This window comes from Sphingobacterium sp. UME9, assembly GCF_014170215.1.
Lineage (GTDB): Bacteria > Bacteroidota > Bacteroidia > Sphingobacteriales > Sphingobacteriaceae > Sphingobacterium > Sphingobacterium paramultivorum.
In genome coordinates this window covers 440972-460752 of sequence record NZ_LZZP01000005.1, presented here as the reverse complement: position 1 = coordinate 460752, position 19781 = coordinate 440972, and the positions used below count along the sequence as shown (strand labels likewise).

The following is a 19781-nucleotide window of genomic DNA, read 5'->3' as shown; positions in this document are numbered from 1 at the left end:
GCTTATATTAAGACATTTTAAAATAAAAATAAGTTTATGAATAAGGTCGGTTTAACGCTATTAACAGCTGTTTTCGGTGGAGCGGTAGCATTAGGAGGTTACAAGCTTATTGAGAATAAGAAGTTTGATGGTATGTCTTTCGAAGACAAACAAAAGGTTTATTTTGCAAACAATCCAACAGGGGTAATGTCCTCTACAGGTAATCCTGATTTTACCCAAGCTGCGGCGGCGGTATCACCGGGTGTCGTACATATTAAGACTACTTATAGCCGTAAGGGGTCGCAGCAATCGCAGGGTTCTCCGTTCGATATGTTTGAAGAGTTTTTTGGCATGCCACAAGGTGGTGGACGTCGTCAAATGCAGTCGCAACCCGTACAGGCATCTGGATCAGGTGTAATTATTTCCGATGATGGCTATATTGTAACGAACAATCACGTCGTGGAAGATGCAGATAAAATTGAAGTGGTACTAACAGACAAGCGTTCGTTTGAAGCTAAATTGATCGGACGTGATCCGAATACCGATTTGGCTTTGTTGAAAGTATCAGGTAAGGGCCTTCCTGTTGTCAAATTGGGTAACTCAGACAATGTCAATGTCGGTGAATGGGTACTGGCTTTCGGATATCCGCTTGGACTTCAATCTACAGTGACCGCAGGTATCATTAGTGCTAAAGGTCGTCAGATTGGTATTTTGAATGAAGGTCAACAACAACGTGGTAATCCATTTGGTGGTGGACAGGATCAAATCCCAGTAAGTTCAGCGATCGAATCCTTTATTCAAACAGATGCGGTTATCAACAAAGGGAATAGTGGCGGAGCCTTGACTAACGCTTCTGGAGAATTGATTGGTATTAACTCGGCCATAGCCTCTCCAACAGGAACATATGCTGGTTATGGTTTTGCGATTCCGGTCAATTTGGTGAAAAAGATTGTTGATGACTTTGTCGAATACGGTAATGTAAAACGTGGTTATATTGGTGTTACTTATACTGAAATAACACCTGAATTGGCCAAGGAAAAAGGTTTTACAGATGTGGATGGCTTATATGTTCAAGATGTAGTTGGTGGCGGTGCTGCAGAGGCTGCAGGTGTCAAAAAAGGAGATATCTTGACCAAGATTAATGGAAAAGTGATTACAGGTTCACCTGTCTTAAGTGAAACTATAGGTCGTGCGCGTCCTGGAGATAAGGTCAATGTTACTTACAAACGTGATGGTAAGGAAAAACAAGTAACTATGACATTGAAAGGTGAAGAATCCTTGAAGACTGCAAGTACAGGAGGAAAAGCTTCTAAAAGTGCAACGGAGATTTACAATAAATTAGGGGCAAGCTTTATTCCTGCTTCAGCTCAGAAGAAAAAGGAACTGGGGGTAAACTCTGGAGTTGTTGTGACCCAAGTGAATCGTGGTGGCATCTTTGATTATTTCGGTGTAGAGCGTGGACTGGTCATTACAGAGGTGAATGGAAAAGCGGTCAATACAGTAGATGATGTTGAAACAGCGCTTGGTGCAACGCAACGTAATATTGTACGATTGAAAGGAGTATCTCCGCAAGGTGGTGCTGTTCAATTGAGCTTCCCTGTAGAATATTAAACATTGAATTAAGAATTGGTTGATTAATATAGTTTAGGTGGTTCTAACCGTAAGGTTAGGCCACCTTTTTTATGCTTTGTGTTATTGATCGTATTTTTTATGACGATATCATTCAGCTCGCTACGCTTGGTTTAATGAAAAGAGTTTAGTCTCATTGGCTTCATTGAACTTGGTTATTGGACAGCAAAGTTCTCCGGTCTGTTTTCATTGCTGTTGGTGGATACGGAGTCAGAAGGACTTTATGGGAAAGCTAGGACACTTGGTAAGAAGTAAGTCAATTTTAAGCCGGTTGTTTCCTTAATCATTTTAGTTTAGCTATTTTGCGGAATGAAGTGCCGAAACAGCTCCAGCACTTTTTATGCTGGGCCCTTCTGGCCTTGTGATTTATTACATATTTTGCTATTGACAAGCGCGAAAGCCTGATTATGTCGGCTAATGGCGTTCTTTGCACCGTTTAGTTGGATCATAGCGTGGTATGGCTACTCTTTGATAGCTTTTAAAAATTATAGAGATGAAGATTTTAATGGTTTGTTTGGGAAATATCTGTCGTTCTCCCCTTGCACATGGTATATTGAAACAAAAAGCAGCAGATAAGCAATTAAACTGGGTCGTTGAATCGGCGGGTACAGGCGACTGGCATATTGGTGAAGCCCCCGATCGTAGAGCTATAGCAATTGCAAAGAAATATGGTGTCGATATTTCCGGTCAGCGGGCTCGGCATTTCAAACCGCAATTTTTTTCCGAATACGATCTTATATTTGTAATGGATAGACAAAACTATGCGGATGTATGCGCTCAGGTGATTGATAAGGAAGATCTGCACAAAGTTAAATTGTTTTTGGGAGATGATGTTGTTCCTGATCCGTATTTTGATGATAATTTGTTCGATCCAGTGTTTCAGATGATTGATCAACGTTGTGCAGAGGTTATTGCCAAAGGGGGGAATCCAATAGTATAACTGTATTTATCTGTGCGTTAATTTGCTTGCAAATCATCGTAAATTTATCTTAGTTTGTTTAAAACAAAAAAATGAAGGCAGCAGAAGTAAACAAGAAGTGGAGCATCCTACAGGGTGAAATTGCTTCGCTATTCGATATGGAAAAGCCTGACATCAAGGTCTGTTTATTCCTTATTGGTGTTCAGGAATTGGGGAAAGGTGCCCAAAAATTCTCAAAACGAGAAAAAGAAGAATTGATGCACATTGCGACGTGTCGTCTTTTCAGTGCTATGGGATTTTATAATCTGAAAGGTCTGGATGAAGAAGGGTGGCCACATTGGGAATTGGTAAAACCTATTCCTAACTATACTCTTTTGGAACAGGAACTGATTATGAAGTCGTTGATCATAAATTATTTTGAGGAATTAAACGTTATCTAGAAGATAACACAATTGAAAAGACAGGAAGTTCTAAATGGGAACATATAATTATTAACAGATGAGATTTTTAAAGGCTAGTTTAATAGCAGTATTCTGCTTTTTACAGGTTTTGGCATTTGCGGCTAAACCCGAGTTTAAATATGTACAGATCGTTACTGACAAGGGGACCTGTGTGCTGCGGTTGTACAATGAGACACCAAAACATCGGGATAACTTCGTGAAATTAGCAAAAAGTAAATACTACGACGGAACCTTGTTCCATCGCGTCATCCAGAATTTTATGATTCAGGGGGGCGATCCTGACTCAAGAAATGCCGTTGGAGGAGCGCAGCTGGGTAATGGAGGGCCAGGGTATACCATTCCTGCGGAGATCGAAGATGGTCTATACCATAAAAAAGGTACTATTGGAGCAGCTAGAGATAACAATCCCGCAAAAGCTTCTTCGGGTTCTCAGTTTTATCTTGTTCAGGGAAAAGTATTCACCCCTGAAGATCTCAATCGTTTGGAGCAAACACGGATGAATGGTAAGAAATTTTCGGAAGCCCAACGCCAAGCGTACACGACTATTGGCGGTGCGCCACATTTAGACTGGAATTATACTGTATTTGGTGAGTTGGTCAAGGGAGTGGATGTTATTGATCAGATTGCAGCTGTGAAAACAGATAAGCACGATAGACCGGAAGTCGACCAAAAGATGAACATGCATGTGCTAACGAGGCGAGAAGCGTTAAACTTAGAGCGGGAATTAAAAGGTCTAAAACCTCAGACTGGTATCTTTTCTAAAATCGGTGATCTGTTTTCTTCTAAGGATTATTAATGTTTTTATGAAGTCGCAAATCAGGGATTGAAGCGCTTTTTTCCCTATTATTTAGAATCTCAATACTCAAAAAATGAAAATAGTAACCTATAATGTGAATGGTTTACGTGCAGCCTTGAAGAAAGATTGGTTAGGCTGGTTGAAAACTGTAAATGCGGATGTCATATGTCTTCAGGAAATTAAAGCTACACCGGATCAAATTCCCGAAATTGCTTTGTTGGAGCAGATGGGCTATGAGCATTACTGGTATCCAGCTCAAAAAAAGGGCTATAGCGGAGTCGCCTTGTTTACGCGAATCACACCTAAGCATATTGAGTATGGTTGCGGTCATGAAGATTATGATTTTGAAGGGCGTATTATCCGTGCTGATTTTGATCAGGTTTCAGTGATGAGTACCTACTTTCCATCAGGTACAACAGGAGATGTGAGACAGGATTTTAAATACCGTTTTCTGGAGGATTTTCAGTTATATAGCGATAAGCTTTTGATCGAAAAACCGAATTTGGTCGTTTGTGGTGATTATAATATTTGTCACCGTGCCATCGATATTCACAATCCAAAATCAAATGCAAATTCTTCGGGATTTCTTCCGGAAGAGCGCGAATGGATGGAGAATTTTATTAATTCGGGGTATATTGACTCTTTTCGCCATTTAAATCCTGATCCACACCACTATAGTTGGTGGAGCTATCGCGCAGGGGCTCGTGCAAAGAATTTGGGCTGGCGTATTGATTATAATATGGTTTCAAAACCTTTGGCGGAACAAATCAAATCTTCCAGCATAATGCCGGATGCAGTCCATTCCGACCATTGCCCGGTATTGCTGGAGCTTGCTATCTAATAATTAGATAACATTTCATAAAAAAAAGGCTTTCATACGTATGAAAGCCTTTTTTTATGGTGAAGCGCAAGAGCACATTATTAACGAACTATCTCCCCTGGCTATGGATAATGGAAAGTTGCTGGGCAACTTTCTCTGCGATCGTTAAAAATGATTTCGTTACAGGATCTTCGGTATCTATGGCAACAGGGAAACCATTATCTCCTGCATCAGAAATGCCTTTTAACAAAGGGATTTCACCTAGGAAAGGAACTTTATATTCTTCTGCAAGACGTTTTCCGCCATCTTTACCAAAAATATAATATTTATTCTCTGGCAGTTCAGCTGGTGTAAAATAGGCCATATTTTCCACGACACCCAATAATGGAATATTGATGCTATCCATTAAGAACATTCCAATTCCTTTTACAGCATCAGCCAGGGCAACATGCTGCGGGGTTGTGACAATGACCGCTCCCGCGATAGGGAATGTCTGAGATACGGTGATATGGATGTCACCAGTACCTGGAGGCATATCAACAACCAGGTAATCCAGTTCACCCCAATGTGCATCGTTAAAAAGCTGCTTGATGGCCGAGGTTGTCATCGGTCCACGCCATGGAATAGGCTGGTTTGGATCAGTGAAAAATCCTATTGAAAGTAATTTCAGTCCAAATTTTTCAAGCGGTTCAATTTTAACCTGACCGTCTGGCATTTCAACTGAACCTGGTTTAGCGCCTTCAAGCCCAAACATAATCGGAAGAGATGGACCATAGATGTCGGCGTCTAAAAGTCCTGTTTTAGCACCTTTAGCATGGAGAGCAAGCGCAAGATTTGCGGCAACAGTAGATTTACCAACTCCACCTTTGCCTGAAGATACCAGGATGATGTTTTTAATACCTGAGACTTGCGCACCTTGTTTTCCGATCACATTGGAAGTCATATTGATATGAACTTCGAGGTTTTTGTCTATGAAATGGGCTATGGCGTTTCGACAGGCATGTTCAATATGGTCCTTAAGCGGGCAAGCTGGAGTAGTTAAAATGACATCGAAAGAAATTTTTTCACCTTCGATCTCGATATTTTGAATCATATTCAATGTTACAAGATCCTTTTTCAAATCAGGCTCTTCAACATAGGATAATGCATTTAATATTTGTTCTTTGGTAACCATCTATTATTCATTTGTAATCATGGATTACAAAACTACTCATTGCGGATCAATTTCATGTCATTTCTTTGTTTTTAATGGGATTAAGATTACTGTATCGTACTCCTAATCTTTAGGAAAGATCCGTTATCCAGTACATTTTCGTTTTCGGGTAACCAAGGTGTTTTCTAAATAATTTTGTCGGACTGTAGAAAGGGATAAAGGCCATCCTGGTTTCAGTGAATTATAATTGTATATGCAGCCAAATTTATCTAAGTTTGACTGTTGATATGCACGAATTTGCATTAAGTAATAATTATGTCCAATCGATTTATAACATCTTTTAAGTCCCGCAAATGGCGATGGCTTTATATCGCTTTAGCTGCTATTTTGGTTTTGGCGATCGCAGTAGGCACGTATGCTTATCAGAAAAGAGATGCCATGCTCATGGGAGCAATCAACAAAGCGAAAGCGAAGTTGCTTGAAAAGTATGATATGGAATTGAAGATTCAATATTATGCTTTCCAGGGGATTAATGCCGTACAGTTTAAGAATATACAGCTATTGCCCAAAAATAGAGATCAATTAGCCCAAATCAATGATTTGACAGTATCTGTTAAATTATGGCCTTTGTTATTTGGGGATGTGAAGTTAGGACAAGTTCTTTTAGATAATGGGAAGGTTTCTCTTGTTAAAAAGGATTCGATCAGTAACTACGATTTCCTGTTCAAAAAGCAGAAAAAGGATACTGTTGAAAATGATAACCCAAAGCAGAATCTGGCGGCCTTGGCAGATCGATTGTTGAAAAATGTATTTTTTAAGATTCCAAATGATCTCGATCTCAAAAACCTTGAACTTTCCTATCGTGACGACAGTACTTCACAACGCGTTGTTATTCCTTCTGCTGTGATAGACGGCGGAGATATGGAAACGAAGTTCTTGCTAAATGACCATGAGGCAGCTTGGAATCTGACCGGAACGATTGATTCAGATAATCAAGAGTGTGATCTTCGTCTTTTTTCCGATAAGAAGGAGGTAAATCTTCCACTATTACAGCGCAAATTTGGTCTTGCGGTAAGTTTTGATGAAATATCCTTCCGATTGGACAAGGCTCATAGAAGAAATAAGGAGTTACTGGAGTTGCATGGGCAATGGGGATTTAAAAATCTGAAAGTAAATCACTGGCGTATTTCTAGTAAAGATGTTATCTTTCCTGAGGCCAGAATGCAAGGTGCATTGAATATCGGAGCATCGTCGATTGAAGTAAGCAAAGAAAGTACCGTACAGGTCAAAGATTTTGTGTTTTCTCCTTATATCAAATATGTGCACAAGCCGGAAAAAGAACTCTTCCTTGCCATTCATACCGATAGGATAGAGGCTCAGCACTTTTTTGATGCCATGCCAGTTGGATTATTTCCTGGCTTAGACGGTATTCAGGTGGAGGGGCATATTCAATACGATCTGAACTTTGCTCTCGAAATCAAAAAGCCCGAAAAGCTTCTTTTCTCTTCTAAGATGGATGATAAGGATTTAAAAGTAGTCAAATGGGGGGAGGCCGATATTGCGATGTTAAATACACCATTCACGTATACCGCCTATGAAGATGGTAAGCCGATGCGGGAGATTGTTGTCGGACCTCAAAACCCTAATTTTACACCTATAGATCAAATATCCCGTTATATGCAGATTAGTTTGATCAATACAGAAGATCCATTTTTCTTTAAACACAAGGGCTTTGAGGAGAAGGCTTTTAAGCTCTCCATTGCTACAAATATCAAGGAGAAAGGATTTAAACGAGGGGCAAGTACGATATCAATGCAACTGGTGAAAAATGTTTTTCTAAATCGGAATAAGACCGTGGTGCGGAAGCTGGAAGAAATTTTGCTGGTATGGCTGATGGAACGCTCTCAGCAAGTGAGTAAAAAACGCATGTACGAGGTTTACCTGAATGTCATCGAATGGGGCAATAATGTATATGGTATTACCGAAGCTGCACGCTATTATTTTGGGAAAACACCGGCGCAATTAGGCCTTGGAGAAAGTATATTTTTGTCGAGCATTGTTCCGCGTCCTAAAAAGGGATTGAACTTTTTTGACTGGACAGGGCACCTGAAAGGGAATATGTTGCGCTATTTTAATACCTATGGTCATATTATGACCAAAACAGGGCAGATTAGTGTGGATTCAACAACTTCAAATTATGGTTTTTATGAAGTTGTTCTGCAGCCGCATCTGCGAGCAGCAAGACCAGCTGTGGTCGATTCTGTTGATGTATTTGATATGGGAGATGATCCATTGTTGTTCGATCGTCTCGAAAGTAATTCTCCTGCCGACAATCTTGAGCGTGTATCTGTTCCAAAGAAGCTAAAACAAATGGATCTGACGGAAAAGAAAGATGAGGAGGCTAGTGAGCAGGAGAAACCAAAACGATCGCTATTTGATAAGATATTGGGGCGTAAAAAAGAGGAAAAAGAAAACGACGCACATAAATAGTGCCTGTGACGAAAGAAGAATATTAGCATGAAAAAGATAGAAATTGACGGACTGCTTTTCGAACCTTTATTTGAAGAGGAGCAAATTCAGAAACGAGTGCGCTTGATGGGGATTGATATAAGCCTGCGTTATGAACATAAACAGCCTGTTTTTATAGGCGTCTTGAACGGATGTTTTATGTTTATGGCAGATTTGCTTAAGCAAATTGATGTTCCTTGTGAGATGTCGTTTATTAAGTTGGCGTCTTATATTGGAACGGGGCAATCTGAATTAAACGAGCTTTTAGGACTTGGTATTGATCTTGAAGGCCGTGATGTGATTATTGTAGAAGATATTGTTGACTCTGGGCATTCCCTGAAGTATACATTGGATGCCGTGAAAAAATTGAATCCAGCGAGTGTGATTGCCTGTGCACTTCTGGTGAAACCCGAGGCGCTGCAGTATCATTTCGAGGAATTGACCTATGTTGGCTTTGAAATAAGTAAGGAATTTGTCGTTGGGTATGGTATGGACTTTAATGGTCTTTGTCGGAATCTCCCTGATATTTATAAAAACGTAGCAGTCTAATGTACTAACAAGTGATCATTAGATTGCAACTATAGAATTTTGATTTATTCAATTGTTTGATCGTTGTATAATTCCTTTAGATTTATGCGTAAAATTTCTAAATCAGACAAGGGTAATTTAGAGACAGTTTCAAATATTTCCTTTTCATCAAATTTAATGACTAAGACACCTTTGTTATCTTCCTCATAGCCCGATTTTTGTATTGTAAAGTCTATCTTTTCAAAATCAAATTCTTTTTGACCCCCTTTAAACCATTGGTAGTCGGCGGTGTAGTTGATTTTGTTTTTTTGAAATTCAATAATTTCAGCGCCATAGGTATTCCATAATGAAACACGGAGCATATAGTATGCTATTAATCCAAATAAGCCAAGCATGATAACACCCACAATTGTCAGCCCGCTATTGGATACATTGACAGTGACGCCACCAAGGGGTAGAATTATAGAAAATATGGTAAGTAAATAGATGAATAGTCTGGCAATTAGCGGACCTCTTTTTTCTTTTAATACCAATTGGTTTTGTTTTAGGTCGATTTGATTCATATACTGCATTTCTGTTCTTAACGGTCTGTTTTTATGGTGTAGAGAACCTGTTTTGATTTCTATAAATTAGTATTTGCGAAACCTATGCGTATTTTAATGGTTAGCTATTTAAACGAACAGGTTTCGATATGGTCGTTCACCATTCCAACGGCCTGCATATAAGCATAACAGATGGTAGAACCGAAAAATTTGAATCCCCTTTTCTTCATGTCTTTTGCTATTTTATCAGAAATAGCTGTAGTTGCAGGTACCTGTTGCAAACTGGTCCAGTGGTTGACAATCGGTTGTTTTTCGGGCAAAAAGGTGTATAAATAGTCGTAGAAGCTACCATATTCTGCTTGGATTTTCTTGAAGTGCTGCGCATTGGTAATGGTGGATTCAATTTTATTCCTGTGTTTGATGATTCCCGAATCGACCAAAAGTCTAGCAACATGTTTGTTTGTATAAGCAGCGACTTGGTCAACATCAAAATTGGCAAAAGCTTCTTGGTATGCCGTTCTTCGACGAAGAATCGTGATCCAGCTTAGACCAGCTTGTGCAGACTCCAAGATCAAGAATTCAAATAAAGTTTTGTCATCGCGGACTTGTCGTCCCCATTCTTTATCGTGGTAGTCTACATATTGTGGGTCAGATCCGCACCATTGACAACGTGTGATTTCTTTGTACATGTTCTCTGAAGATTTTTTGAATGCAATATAACTTTTTATCCTAACTTTACGACCACAATTTAAGAGTTTCGAATATAGACGGTTGTTGAACATTTCATTGCCGTTAAGAGACAATTCATTTTAATGAGCGTAACTATCTTCAAATATCATTTTCTATTTGTAGTATTCCTGCTATTTTCAATAACAGGATCAAATGCACAGCGACGGACTTTACGGGCAGTTGTTCAGGACAGCAGCATCGTTAGGACGGATAGTCTAAATGTTGTCAGGGATTCTGTCGAAACGCCTAACCAAAAAGTTTTGGCGTCCTTGAACCCAGCGTTACAAGATCAATATCGGATCGTAACAGTGAACGGGGAAGGTTTAAGGGTTCATAACATTTATAATTTTGATGTACAGCAGTATTTTCAGGGTGAACTGAGAAAAAGCAATTTGGATCGGCAATATGGGACGCTCAAGGCTCATCGTGAAAACTGGATTCTATTTACGGTTCTTGCATTGATCTTTGGTGTTGGGTTGATTCGGGTATTTTTTCCCTCTGATATCAAATTGGTTTTTCAGGGTTACTGGGATGATCGGGTTTTACTCTCTGTAAGCAAAGAGGATACGATTTTGACATCCTGGCCATTTATTTTTCTATTCGTATTATTCTCCGGGGCGATAGGCTTATTTGTAAGTCTATTCTATGCGTATGAATTAAATAGATTCGATTTTATTACTTTTCCCAATTATATGAAGACGGCGGGAATGGTGGGCGGTTTATTTGCGCTAAAAATTGGTTTCATCCGATTCTTATCCTTTGTTTTTGAAATTAGAAAGCTAGTAAAGGAGTATGTGACAGTGCTGTATCTGATTTATTTCAATACGCTTTTTTTAATGCTTCCTGTACTATTAATTTTGAGCCTTGTACCCTTGACATCAGTAGGTATTGTGCTGCATTTGGCCATCGTTGGAGCGGCTTTACTCTTTTTCTATCGATTTCTTAAGACCGCGGCTCATATTATGTCTATGTATAAATTTTCAATTTCCTATTTAATTTTGTACCTTTGTTGCCTAGAAATAGCACCAATATTAATACTGTTAAGATTATTGAGCTAAAACTGGTTAATATGCAAACTTCAGACGTAGAAAGAGCAAAGAAGGTAAAAAGTGTACTGGTGACTTTACCAAAACCTGAAAACGATAAGTCCCCTTATTATGATTTAGCAAAGAAATACGGGTTAAAATTAGACTTTCGAGGTTTTATACACGTAGAAGGAGTTCCTGCCAAAGATGTGCGTAGGGATAAGGTTAATTTAGCAGATTATTCTGCCGTAATATTTACGAGTAGAAATGCTGTAGATCATTATTTTAGAATTTGTGAAGAGATGCGATTTGAAGTGTCTGCAGAAATGAAATATTTCTGTATTTCAGAGACGATTGCCCTCTATCTTCAAAAGTATATTCAATATAGAAAAAGGAAGATTTTCTTTGGTAAACAGACCGCGAAAGACCTTGAAGAGGTATTGAAAAAACACAAAGGGGAGAATTTCTTGTTCCCTTGTTCGGATGTAGCTAATGAGGAAACAAGTAATTGGTTACAACAAAACGGCTATAAATTTACACCAGCTGTGCTTTTTAGAACTGTTGTAAGCGATTTGACTGATTTGAAAGATGTTTTCTACGATGTTATCGTGTTCTTTAGCCCTTCAAGTGTACAGTCCTTATATGATAACTTTCCTGACTTTAAGCAGAATAATACCAGGATTGCAGCATTTGGTGCTTCTACTCAACAGGCACTTTTAGATCACGGATTGATTTTAGATATCCCTGCTCCAACACCAAAAGCTCCTAGTATGACGATGGCTGTAGAAGAATATATCAAAAAGGTAAATAAGTAGTACCTAACATAAGGTAAATAACAAAAAAAGGGTTCTTAAGACCCTTTTTTTGTTATTTATGCAGTTTAAGGTCCGCAAAGATCTGTAAAGACTTTTACGGGCGTTGTTGTTGAGTTTTATCATTCCGAATCGGGAATGGTACGATGACAATTTTACGAATTGGCCGGATGATCAATTTGTGAAGTATGTTCATGTTGTATGAAAGATAGATGAATCGTATTTTTATCTGTAGGGGTATAGAAATGGTGGCGAGTCGAATCGATGATGTTAAAATGTAATAAAAGTGACGATGGTCATTGAGATTTTAAGTATATTTCTATTAAATTGCTTGGAATAATTTATTCCAATTAAAAATAAAGCATAGGCAGTATTTTTAAAATTTGATAGAAATATTTTTTTATGTTTGTAATTAAGCAAAATTAGTCAGTCGTGAAGTTAAAGCAAGTTGATAAAATTTCGGGCATTCAATCAGAGGACTTTTTAAAGAATTATCTGAAACCAGGTTTTCCTGTAATTATATCAGATTTTATAAGTGCAGAAAGTCCAGCGTGGAAGAAATGGAGTTATGATTACTTTAAGGAAATCGCAGGAGATATAAAGATAGATGTCTATGGAAAAGAGGAAGAATCAATGGACCGTGCTGCCAGTGCTCCTGTTGGCCATATGACATTTGCAGAATATTTGGATCTGATCACAAAAGAACCTACAGAGTTACGGTTGTTTTTGTTCAATCTACTCAAAATACGTCCTGAACTGAAACACGATGTTATTTATAACGATGTCACAGGAGGTAAGGTATTGCAATGGTTGCCATTTATGTTCTTTGGTGGAGAGGGGTCAAGTACCCGTAACCATTTCGATATTGATATGTCACACGTATTTATTTCTCAATTTCAAGGATTAAAACGTATTTGGCTTTTTCCGAATGATCAATCTGATTTGATGTATAAATTGCCATACAATTTTCATAGTATTGCAAACCCCAAATATAGTAGTGAAGAGGAATATCCCGGGATTAAGTACTTAGATGGTTATGAAGCGGTTATTCATCCTGGAGAGACCTTATATATGCCGGCAGGTTGGTGGCATTATATTCAATATGAGACAGAAGGCTATTCGATTTCTGTTAGGGCTTTAGCAAATTCGATCAGCGAGAAATTGCAGGGGGCGCGTAATCTGTTTATCACAAGGCATTTTGACAATACGATGCGAAAGATCTTCAAAGACCATTGGTTCCATTATAAAATTAATACAGCAAAACGTCGAGCCAATAATGCAATTAAAAGAAATAAACGTTAATATAGAAAGGGGACAGTAAAATGTCCCCTTTTGTTTTTAAATGTATTTTTTGTACATCATTTAGTTTGACCTCTTCTTAAAGCCTTTGCTGTACTCATTCTTCTGCATCAACCCATTTGCTAGCTTCCCGGTAGAACAGTGTATAAGGGTCGCTGGGGTAAATCATTGCGTCCGGGTTATGCCGAAATGGAACATCTGGGTTAAAGATTTCCTGAAGAATATCTCGCAGGAATCTGACAAAATTTTCTTTCTGGAAAGCAAGGAATTCATCCGTCAATATTCCCTCTTTACCACTGAATAATGTCCCTTCTTCCCGCATTTTACGGGCGACATAGAGATGGGGTTCGAGTTGTTTTCTTCCTGTTTTCTGTTCAAATACATAGGCATAGAATAGCGTCTGCACCATGGCTTTATTTTCGGTATTTGGCGCAAACACCTGGTCGATTTCTTTGAATATGATCGAGTCTCCACCAGTCTTGTAATCAACAATTCTACTGATCATGCGATCGTCGTGTGTTACGACCTCATCTACACGGTCAATGATGCCGTAAAGTGTGACCTGTTGTTCTTCTCCATTGATCTCAATAGGAAAGGGCAGTACATAATCCTTGTCATTCTCGAGTTCAATAATCCGAAATGCTTTGTAATTGTTGATGTCATATTCAAGATACATCTTGACATACTCGCAGGCAATCTTCAGCATGATCCGCTGCAGGCTGTTTAAATCATGTGTTGTCTTTAATTCGATCTGATATTGCAGGCCTATTTCACGAATCACCTGTGCTTCTATTTTGTCTATCTCGTGCCGTAAGACAGTTGTCGGTGTAAAGTCCTGTTGCCCCTTGAAAGGTAGGAATATCTTCTCCATGACATTATGGATGACAGTTCCCAGTTTATTCATCTCAAATTCCTGAGAGATTGAAGGCGGTTCTTTGATGCCGGCAATATGTTTTAAAAAAAACTGTAGCGGGGATTGCAGGTAAGTTGTTAGTGCTGTTGCAGATATCCTTTTTTGGTTGACGATAAAGTCCTGATACATCTTTTCCCAGACCTCACCACGTTTCTCTATGACAATCTCTTGTGCTTTATCGGCAAATTGGATGGTCTGTTGTTGAATTTTTCGGTCAAACTGAAATTTACTTTCAAACTCCAGCTGTTTGATAAAACGACTTTCTTCGCCGGTAGAGCTTTCGTCTACTAAGCCATTGTAGAAAATATGTATTCCTTCACTGTATTGAAAATGGCGATAGAATAAATAAGCTGACAGGGCATCCTGATTCTCCAATATGGGAAGGCCATAAGCGCTTCTCAGGCTATTGGGTATAAAGGTCGGTGAATTGGACGTTTTGGGTAGAATGCCTTCATTTGCGCCTAAAATATATACGTTGTCAAAATTTAAACAACGGCTCTCCAAGAGTCCCATAATCTGAATTCCTTCCAGCGGATCTCCTTCTATCGCCGAATTAATTGGGGCAATTGCTTTTTTAATCAGGCCAATCTGGAAGCTGATGCTTAAGGGCGCAACTGTTTCAAAGCCCAGTAGCAGCTGATTTAACGTTTTCTTTGTTTCGATCAAGAGGTTGTTGTCAATTTGGCGGATGCGCTCCTGAGAAGAGATGCTATGCAATAGGTCATCGACGATCAGAATGAGCGCAGGGATCAAATGTGCAGAATTTTCGATTGGCACAAAAAACTGAGGCAGGGAGCTTTTGAGATGAAGTTCCTCCAATGCGATCTCAAAGAGCTGTTTGTCGGCAATCTCTTTTTGGATCTGAAGTTTATCTGCCAAAGAAACCATGCTGAGCGGATGGTTGATAAAGGTCTCTATGACCTGATAAGGAATCTTCCGTCTCTTGAACTGTGATATCTCCAAATGAACATCCATCCATAGGTCCAGGATGCCGAAAATGGGAGACTGCGTCAGGGGATATCCCGTTGTGATGTTGGGGTTGACATCGGGTAGACTCTGTAGCAAAGGAACCAGTAGGTTTTCATCTGCTAGAAGAATGGCAGAGGTCTGTTCCATGTTATGGTGCTGTTCGAGGATATCATAGAGCAATTTTGTTTGGCTGATTTTTCCGGTGCTGGCATATAGATTTACGGTTGAGGTTCTATTGCCTATAATGTTCGGGCTATCGCCAAGGGCATTGACCAAACCTGTTTGAAAAATATTTCGACGGATAAAAAGTCCCGCCTCCTGCATAGTGTCCTCCAGGTAATAGGCATCGGCATCAAAGTAGAATAGTGCGCTGCCTTTGTCCTGCCATTGTCTAAATAATTTTGCCTCGGCTTTATTTAAAGCATTGAAACCGACAAAAAGGATATGCTGAAAGGAAGATGCAAACTGCTGATTTGTAGCCTTGCCATCAACCAGATCACGGTAGATTGTTGGATAGTTGGTTTGGCCTTCTGTTTTGAGCTTTTCTTTGAATCGATCATATAATACGGGCAGTCTTTTCCAAAGTTGAAGAAAGCGCTCTTGTACTCCACTATGCCCCGCAATAGAAAAGGACTGCCAAAATTGACGGATAAACCCTTGCTGTTCTTGCGTGAGATGTTGAAAAGCAATGTCGATTTTGGTATTGTCATAAAGTTCTAGATAGATCTGCTCGATGGGAACGAGATCATAATCCAGTTGACCAAAGTCACTCAATATAATTTCGGCAATGGGATAGAACTCTTCCAGCGTTTCTGGTTGCTTGCCCTCAGCTACCAATAACTCATTATGAATATTAAACAGATGAAAAAATTGGGTTAAAGGACTGGCTTCGGTATCATCGGTCGAAAGTCTGAAAAATTCCTGAATCGTAAAAAACTGCGGCGACCAGATCGCCTGACCATACACTTCGGCAAGATGTTTTTTGAGGTAGGTAATCGGCCGTTTATTATTAAACACGATGGCAATTTCACTCAGATCGTTTCCAAAACGTTTTTGAATGTCTGCTGCTACTAATTTTAGAAAGGCTGTCTGCATCGTGCTATTTATTTTACTTCAGTTAATTGATTTGATTTCGCATAATAGAGATAGGCTTTAACGTTGTTATAGCCAAGGTTCTCCAAATTCTTTTTATAGTTGTCGACTTGATACTTGTGCCCAATATAGTCTGTCTGTGTGAATTTAAAATCCAGAACGATTGTTTCTTCCACGGAGGTGAAGACTTTATCGGGACGAATGGTCTCACCCTTGGCGGTAATAATGCTTGCTTCATTCCAGATTTTATAGTTTCCGGTGAGCCATTTATTGATCATGGGGTGCTTCCAGATCTGATTGATCTCCTGCATGAGAAAAGGCTCTTCCTCTTTGGAAAGGATTCCTTCCTGGATCAGTCGGCGTACCAGTTTATGGATGTCTTCTTCCTTTGAAATTTGAGCCATAATATCGTGGGCCAATATACCGTACTGCGCGGCTTTCTCCAGCATCATAATATCATTGATGTTACGTGTACTCGATTTTTCTAAGGCCATTTCCAATTCTTTGGAAATGGGGTAATGGCGAAGGGAAATAATATTGTCTTTTTGAGCCTGATGTTTTTTTTGTTCGATCGTTTGATCGATGTGTATACCTTTTTCTTCCAGTGCAAACGGAGCTATCGGGCTATCCAAGACTTGATAAAGCACATCGCTGATATATTCGTCTTTAATATCATATCCTGTAATTTCACCCGTTTTTTTGTCAACAGATTCTTTAAAGGAAGGTGCCGTAATATAGAGGTGTTCAACAGCACGTGTTGTTGCTACATAGAATGTGTTGAGTGCATCCATGTAGTTGAACAGCATCTCTTCAAAATATTGCTTGAAAAATACAGATTTGCCGACTGTAGATGTATATTTTATTGGAATTTTTCCCAATTGGGAAAAAGGAGTATCCGAGGTCTCTATCCAAAAATCGCCATTGATCATGCCATCGAGATCCCAGGAACAGAATGGAATCATCACAACGTCATAGGCTAGACCTTTTGATTTGTGAATTGTTGTTACCTCGATCGCATTAATTTCTCCGTTGGAAGGGAGCACCGCCCGGTTGCCATCTTCTTCCCAAAACTCCAGGAACTGTATAATGCCACGTTCGCCATTGGTGGAGAAAGCTGAGATCATATCTTTGAATGCGAGGAGGTAAGGGAGGTGGATATTATCTGTGGTTGTGAAACCGTAGATTTCAATGAGTTTTTCAATTAAATGAACTAAAGGCTGTTTCTGTGCCATTTCCCAGGAGTCAATCAGCGCCCCAGGGAGATAATCTTTAAGTGCGCGGATGTCGTTGCTGGCAAATTTTAACCATGCATTCTGATCGATTGTCTTATTTTGAATATGCTGGTATAGATAGACCATCTTTGCTTTATGGATGGTATGTTTATCTGAATTATAGACTAAAGCCTTCAACGTCTCGATCAATAATAGTACAGCATCATTGCTCGCTAAGGATAAAGCATCACCAGATATCACTTCAAATGTAAGTTGCTGCTCTTTTTTGAAGTCCATGAGCTTTTGGATGACCAATTTAGCCTGTACATTACTCCGTACCAGGATACCGATCTGCTGCGCCTGATATCGTCCGCTACCGATCCAGTCGCCTATTTTTTGACATAGTTGTAGTAACGATTCTTCAATAACCTGATTTCTTCTATAGCGTCCATCAGTGACAGGAATGTAGGAGATTTCGATAGATCCTAATTGGTCAAGTTTCCCTTTTTTATGTTCAGGTACTTCCTGTTGGCTGTTTTCATAAGCTTTGACCAGCATATTGTCATTGCCAGCAGAAATCCACCATTGTTTACCTTCTTCATCAAGGCTTTCGAATACTTTTTCATTCAGTACCTGTTGCAGATGTTGGGGAATACTGCTAAAGAGGTAATTGTTTAAATGGATGATATTTGGAAGACTTCTAAAATTGGTGTCGAGGCTTCCGTTTTCGATAAAGGTGGTTTTGCTATCCTCGTCTAAGTGAAAGGTATGACCAACCTGTTGTTCTACCTGTTGCAGGAGTATACGCCAATCCCCATTCCGCCAGCGATAGATACTCTGTTTGACATCCCCAACGATCAGGTGTTCGCTGATTGTGCCTTTGGCATCTGCCAATGCATTGATCAATAGCGGACTATAGTTTTTCCACTGAATACGCGAAGTATCCTGAAATTCGTCAAACAAAAAGTAGTTAAAGCGATTGCCGATCTTCTCCCAGATAAATGTTGGATCGCTATTTTCATCAAGTCCGAGTTTGTTTAATAAAATCTGCGAGTCGGAGATTAATTGAGCACCATTGTCCCGCCGCCATTGCGTCAGTAAATCGCTCATTTCCTTGAGCAGGCGTAGGTAATAGAGATTACTTTGTACCGCTTGATAAGCAATGTAAGCCGATAGATTATCGTGTAGCTTTTGGAACGATGCCAGAATGGGCCCGAGTGCGGCGATAAGATCATGACGTATATTTTTGTCACTATCTGTAAAAGCATCTTCATTGTCGATCAACTGGATATATTTTTCCAGTACCTTGGCGATTTCGGAAGCGCTCAGCTTTTCCGTTTTTTTATTGGTTTTGCTAGCGGAGATTATTTTATTGCGCGATTTACCTTTCAGGTCACTTTCGGAGATATTAAAATTCTTAAATGTTTCACTAAAGGCTTCAATTGTCATGGAGAGCGCCTCAGTGAAGGAGTTTATCTTCTGTTCAACTTCCTGATTGAGGAGATTAAAAACTTCCTTTGGATTGGCAGAATTGATGTCACCATCAAATTCCTGGAAATTTTCAGAGAAAATAAGACTTGCCAAACCCATTAGTTGTTGACGGTAGTTCCAATTTTCATTTTTTGCTATTTTCTTTTCCGCATAAGCGATAATCCAATCCAGTAGGTCGGGTCGTTCATCCAGCAATTGATTAAGCATGACTGTCAGGTCATTTTTCACTTTATTGACATTCATTTCAATCTTATAAGCAGCATCAAGATTGAGTTCATACGTAAATGCACGAATGACTTTTTGGGAAAAACCATCAATTGTACTTATGGTAAAATGACTGTAGTCATGTAGGATACGTCGATAAACCCGAAAAGCTTTCTCCTGTATCAGATGCGGATTCCAGTCTGGCTGCTGCTGGAGTAAAAGCTTTCTGATATCTTCAATTTTAGGGCTACGATTGCCTGTTGCCAAGCCATGGAGTACCGAGAGGATACGTTCCTTCATCTCGGCGGTTGCCTTATTGGTGAATGTCACCGCCAAAATCTCCTTATAGCTATTCTCGTTGGAGAGTAGGAGCGTGAGATAGTGTAAAGTCAAGCTAAAGGTTTTTCCCGAACCGGCTGAAGCTTTTAGTATTTTTAATGGCGCAACAGATTTCATGGAATGAAGGTAGAAAGTAAAAAGTGAATTGGCAAAAATGTCGATGACTATTTCGAAGGCACTGTACCCAAACGGTTCATCCTGTTTACATTTGGTAAAGGTGTCCTTTTGAAGGAAGGAGCTGTTTTTTGTCTTGATTTTTGAAAAGTTTGTTGTAGCTTCCGTATGGAAGCAAGAAAAGATGAAGGTCTAAGGTGTAGGTATTACGGTTGAAAGAGCTTGTTGAAAAGAGCTAACCCTGTCGT

15 protein-coding genes are annotated in these 19781 nt (G+C 39.4%); 10 read left to right on the top strand and 5 right to left on the bottom strand.

Features of this window, described 5'->3' with window-relative positions:
- Positions 1 to 36: 36 nt before the first annotated feature.
- The 5 genes from A9970_RS10460 to A9970_RS10440 all read left to right on the top strand — a co-directional run bounded on the left by A9970_RS10460 (position 37) and on the right by A9970_RS10440 (position 4625).
- Positions 37 to 1590, top strand: coding sequence for a Do family serine endopeptidase (locus tag A9970_RS10460; RefSeq protein ID WP_153844352.1), 1554 nt, complete (start codon positions 37 to 39; stop codon positions 1588 to 1590).
- A gap of 511 nt (positions 1591 to 2101) precedes the next feature.
- Entirely contained in the window at positions 2102 to 2548 is a 447-nt protein-coding gene (locus A9970_RS10455) for a low molecular weight protein-tyrosine-phosphatase (RefSeq protein ID WP_153844351.1), read from the top strand.
- A gap of 71 nt (positions 2549 to 2619) precedes the next feature.
- Positions 2620 to 2967: a hypothetical protein gene (locus A9970_RS10450; RefSeq protein ID WP_153844350.1), complete on the top strand. Its 348-nt coding sequence runs from the start codon at positions 2620 to 2622 to the stop codon at positions 2965 to 2967.
- A 58-nt stretch (positions 2968 to 3025) separates the two neighbouring features.
- Positions 3026 to 3784 carry a peptidylprolyl isomerase gene (locus tag A9970_RS10445; protein WP_153844349.1) on the top strand — a complete coding sequence of 253 codons (759 nt, stop codon included), beginning with the start codon at positions 3026 to 3028 and terminating at the stop codon, positions 3782 to 3784.
- A gap of 73 nt (positions 3785 to 3857) precedes the next feature.
- Entirely contained in the window at positions 3858 to 4625 is a 768-nt protein-coding gene (locus A9970_RS10440; protein WP_120335089.1) for an exodeoxyribonuclease III, read from the top strand.
- Between the two features lie 88 nt (positions 4626 to 4713).
- Here the strand turns inward: A9970_RS10440 and A9970_RS10435 are convergent, their stop codons facing one another.
- On the bottom strand, positions 4714 to 5778 hold the full coding sequence (locus A9970_RS10435; RefSeq protein WP_153844347.1) for an Mrp/NBP35 family ATP-binding protein: 1065 nt from the start codon (positions 5776 to 5778) through the stop codon (positions 4714 to 4716).
- A 294-nt stretch (positions 5779 to 6072) separates the two neighbouring features.
- On the opposite strand from A9970_RS10435, the gene A9970_RS10430 reads away from it, so the two are divergent.
- Positions 6073 to 8247, top strand: a complete 2175-nt coding sequence (locus A9970_RS10430) for a transglycosylase domain-containing protein (RefSeq protein WP_182982229.1) — start codon at positions 6073 to 6075, stop codon at positions 8245 to 8247.
- A 27-nt stretch (positions 8248 to 8274) separates the two neighbouring features.
- Positions 8275 to 8814: a hypoxanthine phosphoribosyltransferase gene (gene hpt / locus A9970_RS10425; RefSeq protein WP_075994457.1), complete on the top strand. Its 540-nt coding sequence runs from the start codon at positions 8275 to 8277 to the stop codon at positions 8812 to 8814.
- 44 nt (positions 8815 to 8858) lie between these two features.
- Here hpt and A9970_RS10420 read toward each other — a convergent pair whose 3' ends face one another.
- The gene (locus A9970_RS10420; RefSeq protein WP_182982228.1) at positions 8859 to 9356 is read right to left on the bottom strand and encodes a hypothetical protein; all 498 of its coding nucleotides are present in this window, start codon (positions 9354 to 9356) and stop codon (positions 8859 to 8861) included.
- A 104-nt stretch (positions 9357 to 9460) separates the two neighbouring features.
- Positions 9461 to 10024, bottom strand: a complete 564-nt coding sequence (locus A9970_RS10415) for a DNA-3-methyladenine glycosylase I (protein WP_182982227.1) — start codon at positions 10022 to 10024, stop codon at positions 9461 to 9463.
- Between the two features lie 123 nt (positions 10025 to 10147).
- On the opposite strand from A9970_RS10415, the gene A9970_RS10410 reads away from it, so the two are divergent.
- The 3 genes from A9970_RS10410 to A9970_RS10400 all read left to right on the top strand — a co-directional run bounded on the left by A9970_RS10410 (position 10148) and on the right by A9970_RS10400 (position 13203).
- Positions 10148 to 11122, top strand: a complete 975-nt coding sequence (locus A9970_RS10410; protein ID WP_182982226.1) for a DUF4271 domain-containing protein — start codon at positions 10148 to 10150, stop codon at positions 11120 to 11122.
- 11 nt (positions 11123 to 11133) lie between these two features.
- The gene (locus A9970_RS10405; protein ID WP_075994453.1) at positions 11134 to 11904 is read left to right on the top strand and encodes a uroporphyrinogen-III synthase; all 771 of its coding nucleotides are present in this window, start codon (positions 11134 to 11136) and stop codon (positions 11902 to 11904) included.
- A gap of 429 nt (positions 11905 to 12333) precedes the next feature.
- A complete protein-coding gene (locus A9970_RS10400) occupies positions 12334 to 13203 on the top strand; it encodes a cupin-like domain-containing protein (protein WP_088163188.1) in 870 nt (289 codons plus the stop codon).
- 94 nt (positions 13204 to 13297) lie between these two features.
- Here A9970_RS10400 and A9970_RS10395 read toward each other — a convergent pair whose 3' ends face one another.
- Positions 13298 to 16177, bottom strand: a complete 2880-nt coding sequence (locus A9970_RS10395; protein WP_182982225.1) for a PD-(D/E)XK nuclease family protein — start codon at positions 16175 to 16177, stop codon at positions 13298 to 13300.
- Between the two features lie 8 nt (positions 16178 to 16185).
- Positions 16186 to 19536, bottom strand: a complete 3351-nt coding sequence (locus A9970_RS10390) for an exodeoxyribonuclease V subunit beta (protein WP_182982224.1) — start codon at positions 19534 to 19536, stop codon at positions 16186 to 16188.
- Positions 19537 to 19781: the final 245 nt, after the last annotated feature.

Excerpts from the sequence above, each read along its gene's own strand:
- A9970_RS10460 (WP_153844352.1), top strand. The coding sequence starts at position 37 with ATGAATAAGGTCGGTTTAACGCTATTAACAGCTGTTTTCGGTGGAGCG.
- A9970_RS10455 (WP_153844351.1), top strand. The coding sequence starts at position 2,102 with ATGAAGATTTTAATGGTTTGTTTGGGAAATATCTGTCGTTCTCCCCTT.
- A9970_RS10450 (WP_153844350.1), top strand. The coding sequence starts at position 2,620 with ATGAAGGCAGCAGAAGTAAACAAGAAGTGGAGCATCCTACAGGGTGAA.
- A9970_RS10445 (WP_153844349.1), top strand. The coding sequence starts at position 3,026 with ATGAGATTTTTAAAGGCTAGTTTAATAGCAGTATTCTGCTTTTTACAG.
- A9970_RS10440 (WP_120335089.1), top strand. The coding sequence starts at position 3,858 with ATGAAAATAGTAACCTATAATGTGAATGGTTTACGTGCAGCCTTGAAG.
- A9970_RS10435 (WP_153844347.1), bottom strand. The coding sequence starts at position 5,778 with ATGGTTACCAAAGAACAAATATTAAATGCATTATCCTATGTTGAAGAG.
- A9970_RS10430 (WP_182982229.1), top strand. The coding sequence starts at position 6,073 with ATGTCCAATCGATTTATAACATCTTTTAAGTCCCGCAAATGGCGATGG.
- hpt (WP_075994457.1), top strand. The coding sequence starts at position 8,275 with ATGAAAAAGATAGAAATTGACGGACTGCTTTTCGAACCTTTATTTGAA.
- A9970_RS10420 (WP_182982228.1), bottom strand. The coding sequence starts at position 9,356 with ATGAATCAAATCGACCTAAAACAAAACCAATTGGTATTAAAAGAAAAA.
- A9970_RS10415 (WP_182982227.1), bottom strand. The coding sequence starts at position 10,024 with ATGTACAAAGAAATCACACGTTGTCAATGGTGCGGATCTGACCCACAA.
- A9970_RS10410 (WP_182982226.1), top strand. The coding sequence starts at position 10,148 with ATGAGCGTAACTATCTTCAAATATCATTTTCTATTTGTAGTATTCCTG.
- A9970_RS10405 (WP_075994453.1), top strand. The coding sequence starts at position 11,134 with ATGCAAACTTCAGACGTAGAAAGAGCAAAGAAGGTAAAAAGTGTACTG.
- A9970_RS10395 (WP_182982225.1), bottom strand. The coding sequence starts at position 16,177 with ATGCAGACAGCCTTTCTAAAATTAGTAGCAGCAGACATTCAAAAACGT.
- A9970_RS10390 (WP_182982224.1), bottom strand. The coding sequence starts at position 19,536 with ATGAAATCTGTTGCGCCATTAAAAATACTAAAAGCTTCAGCCGGTTCG.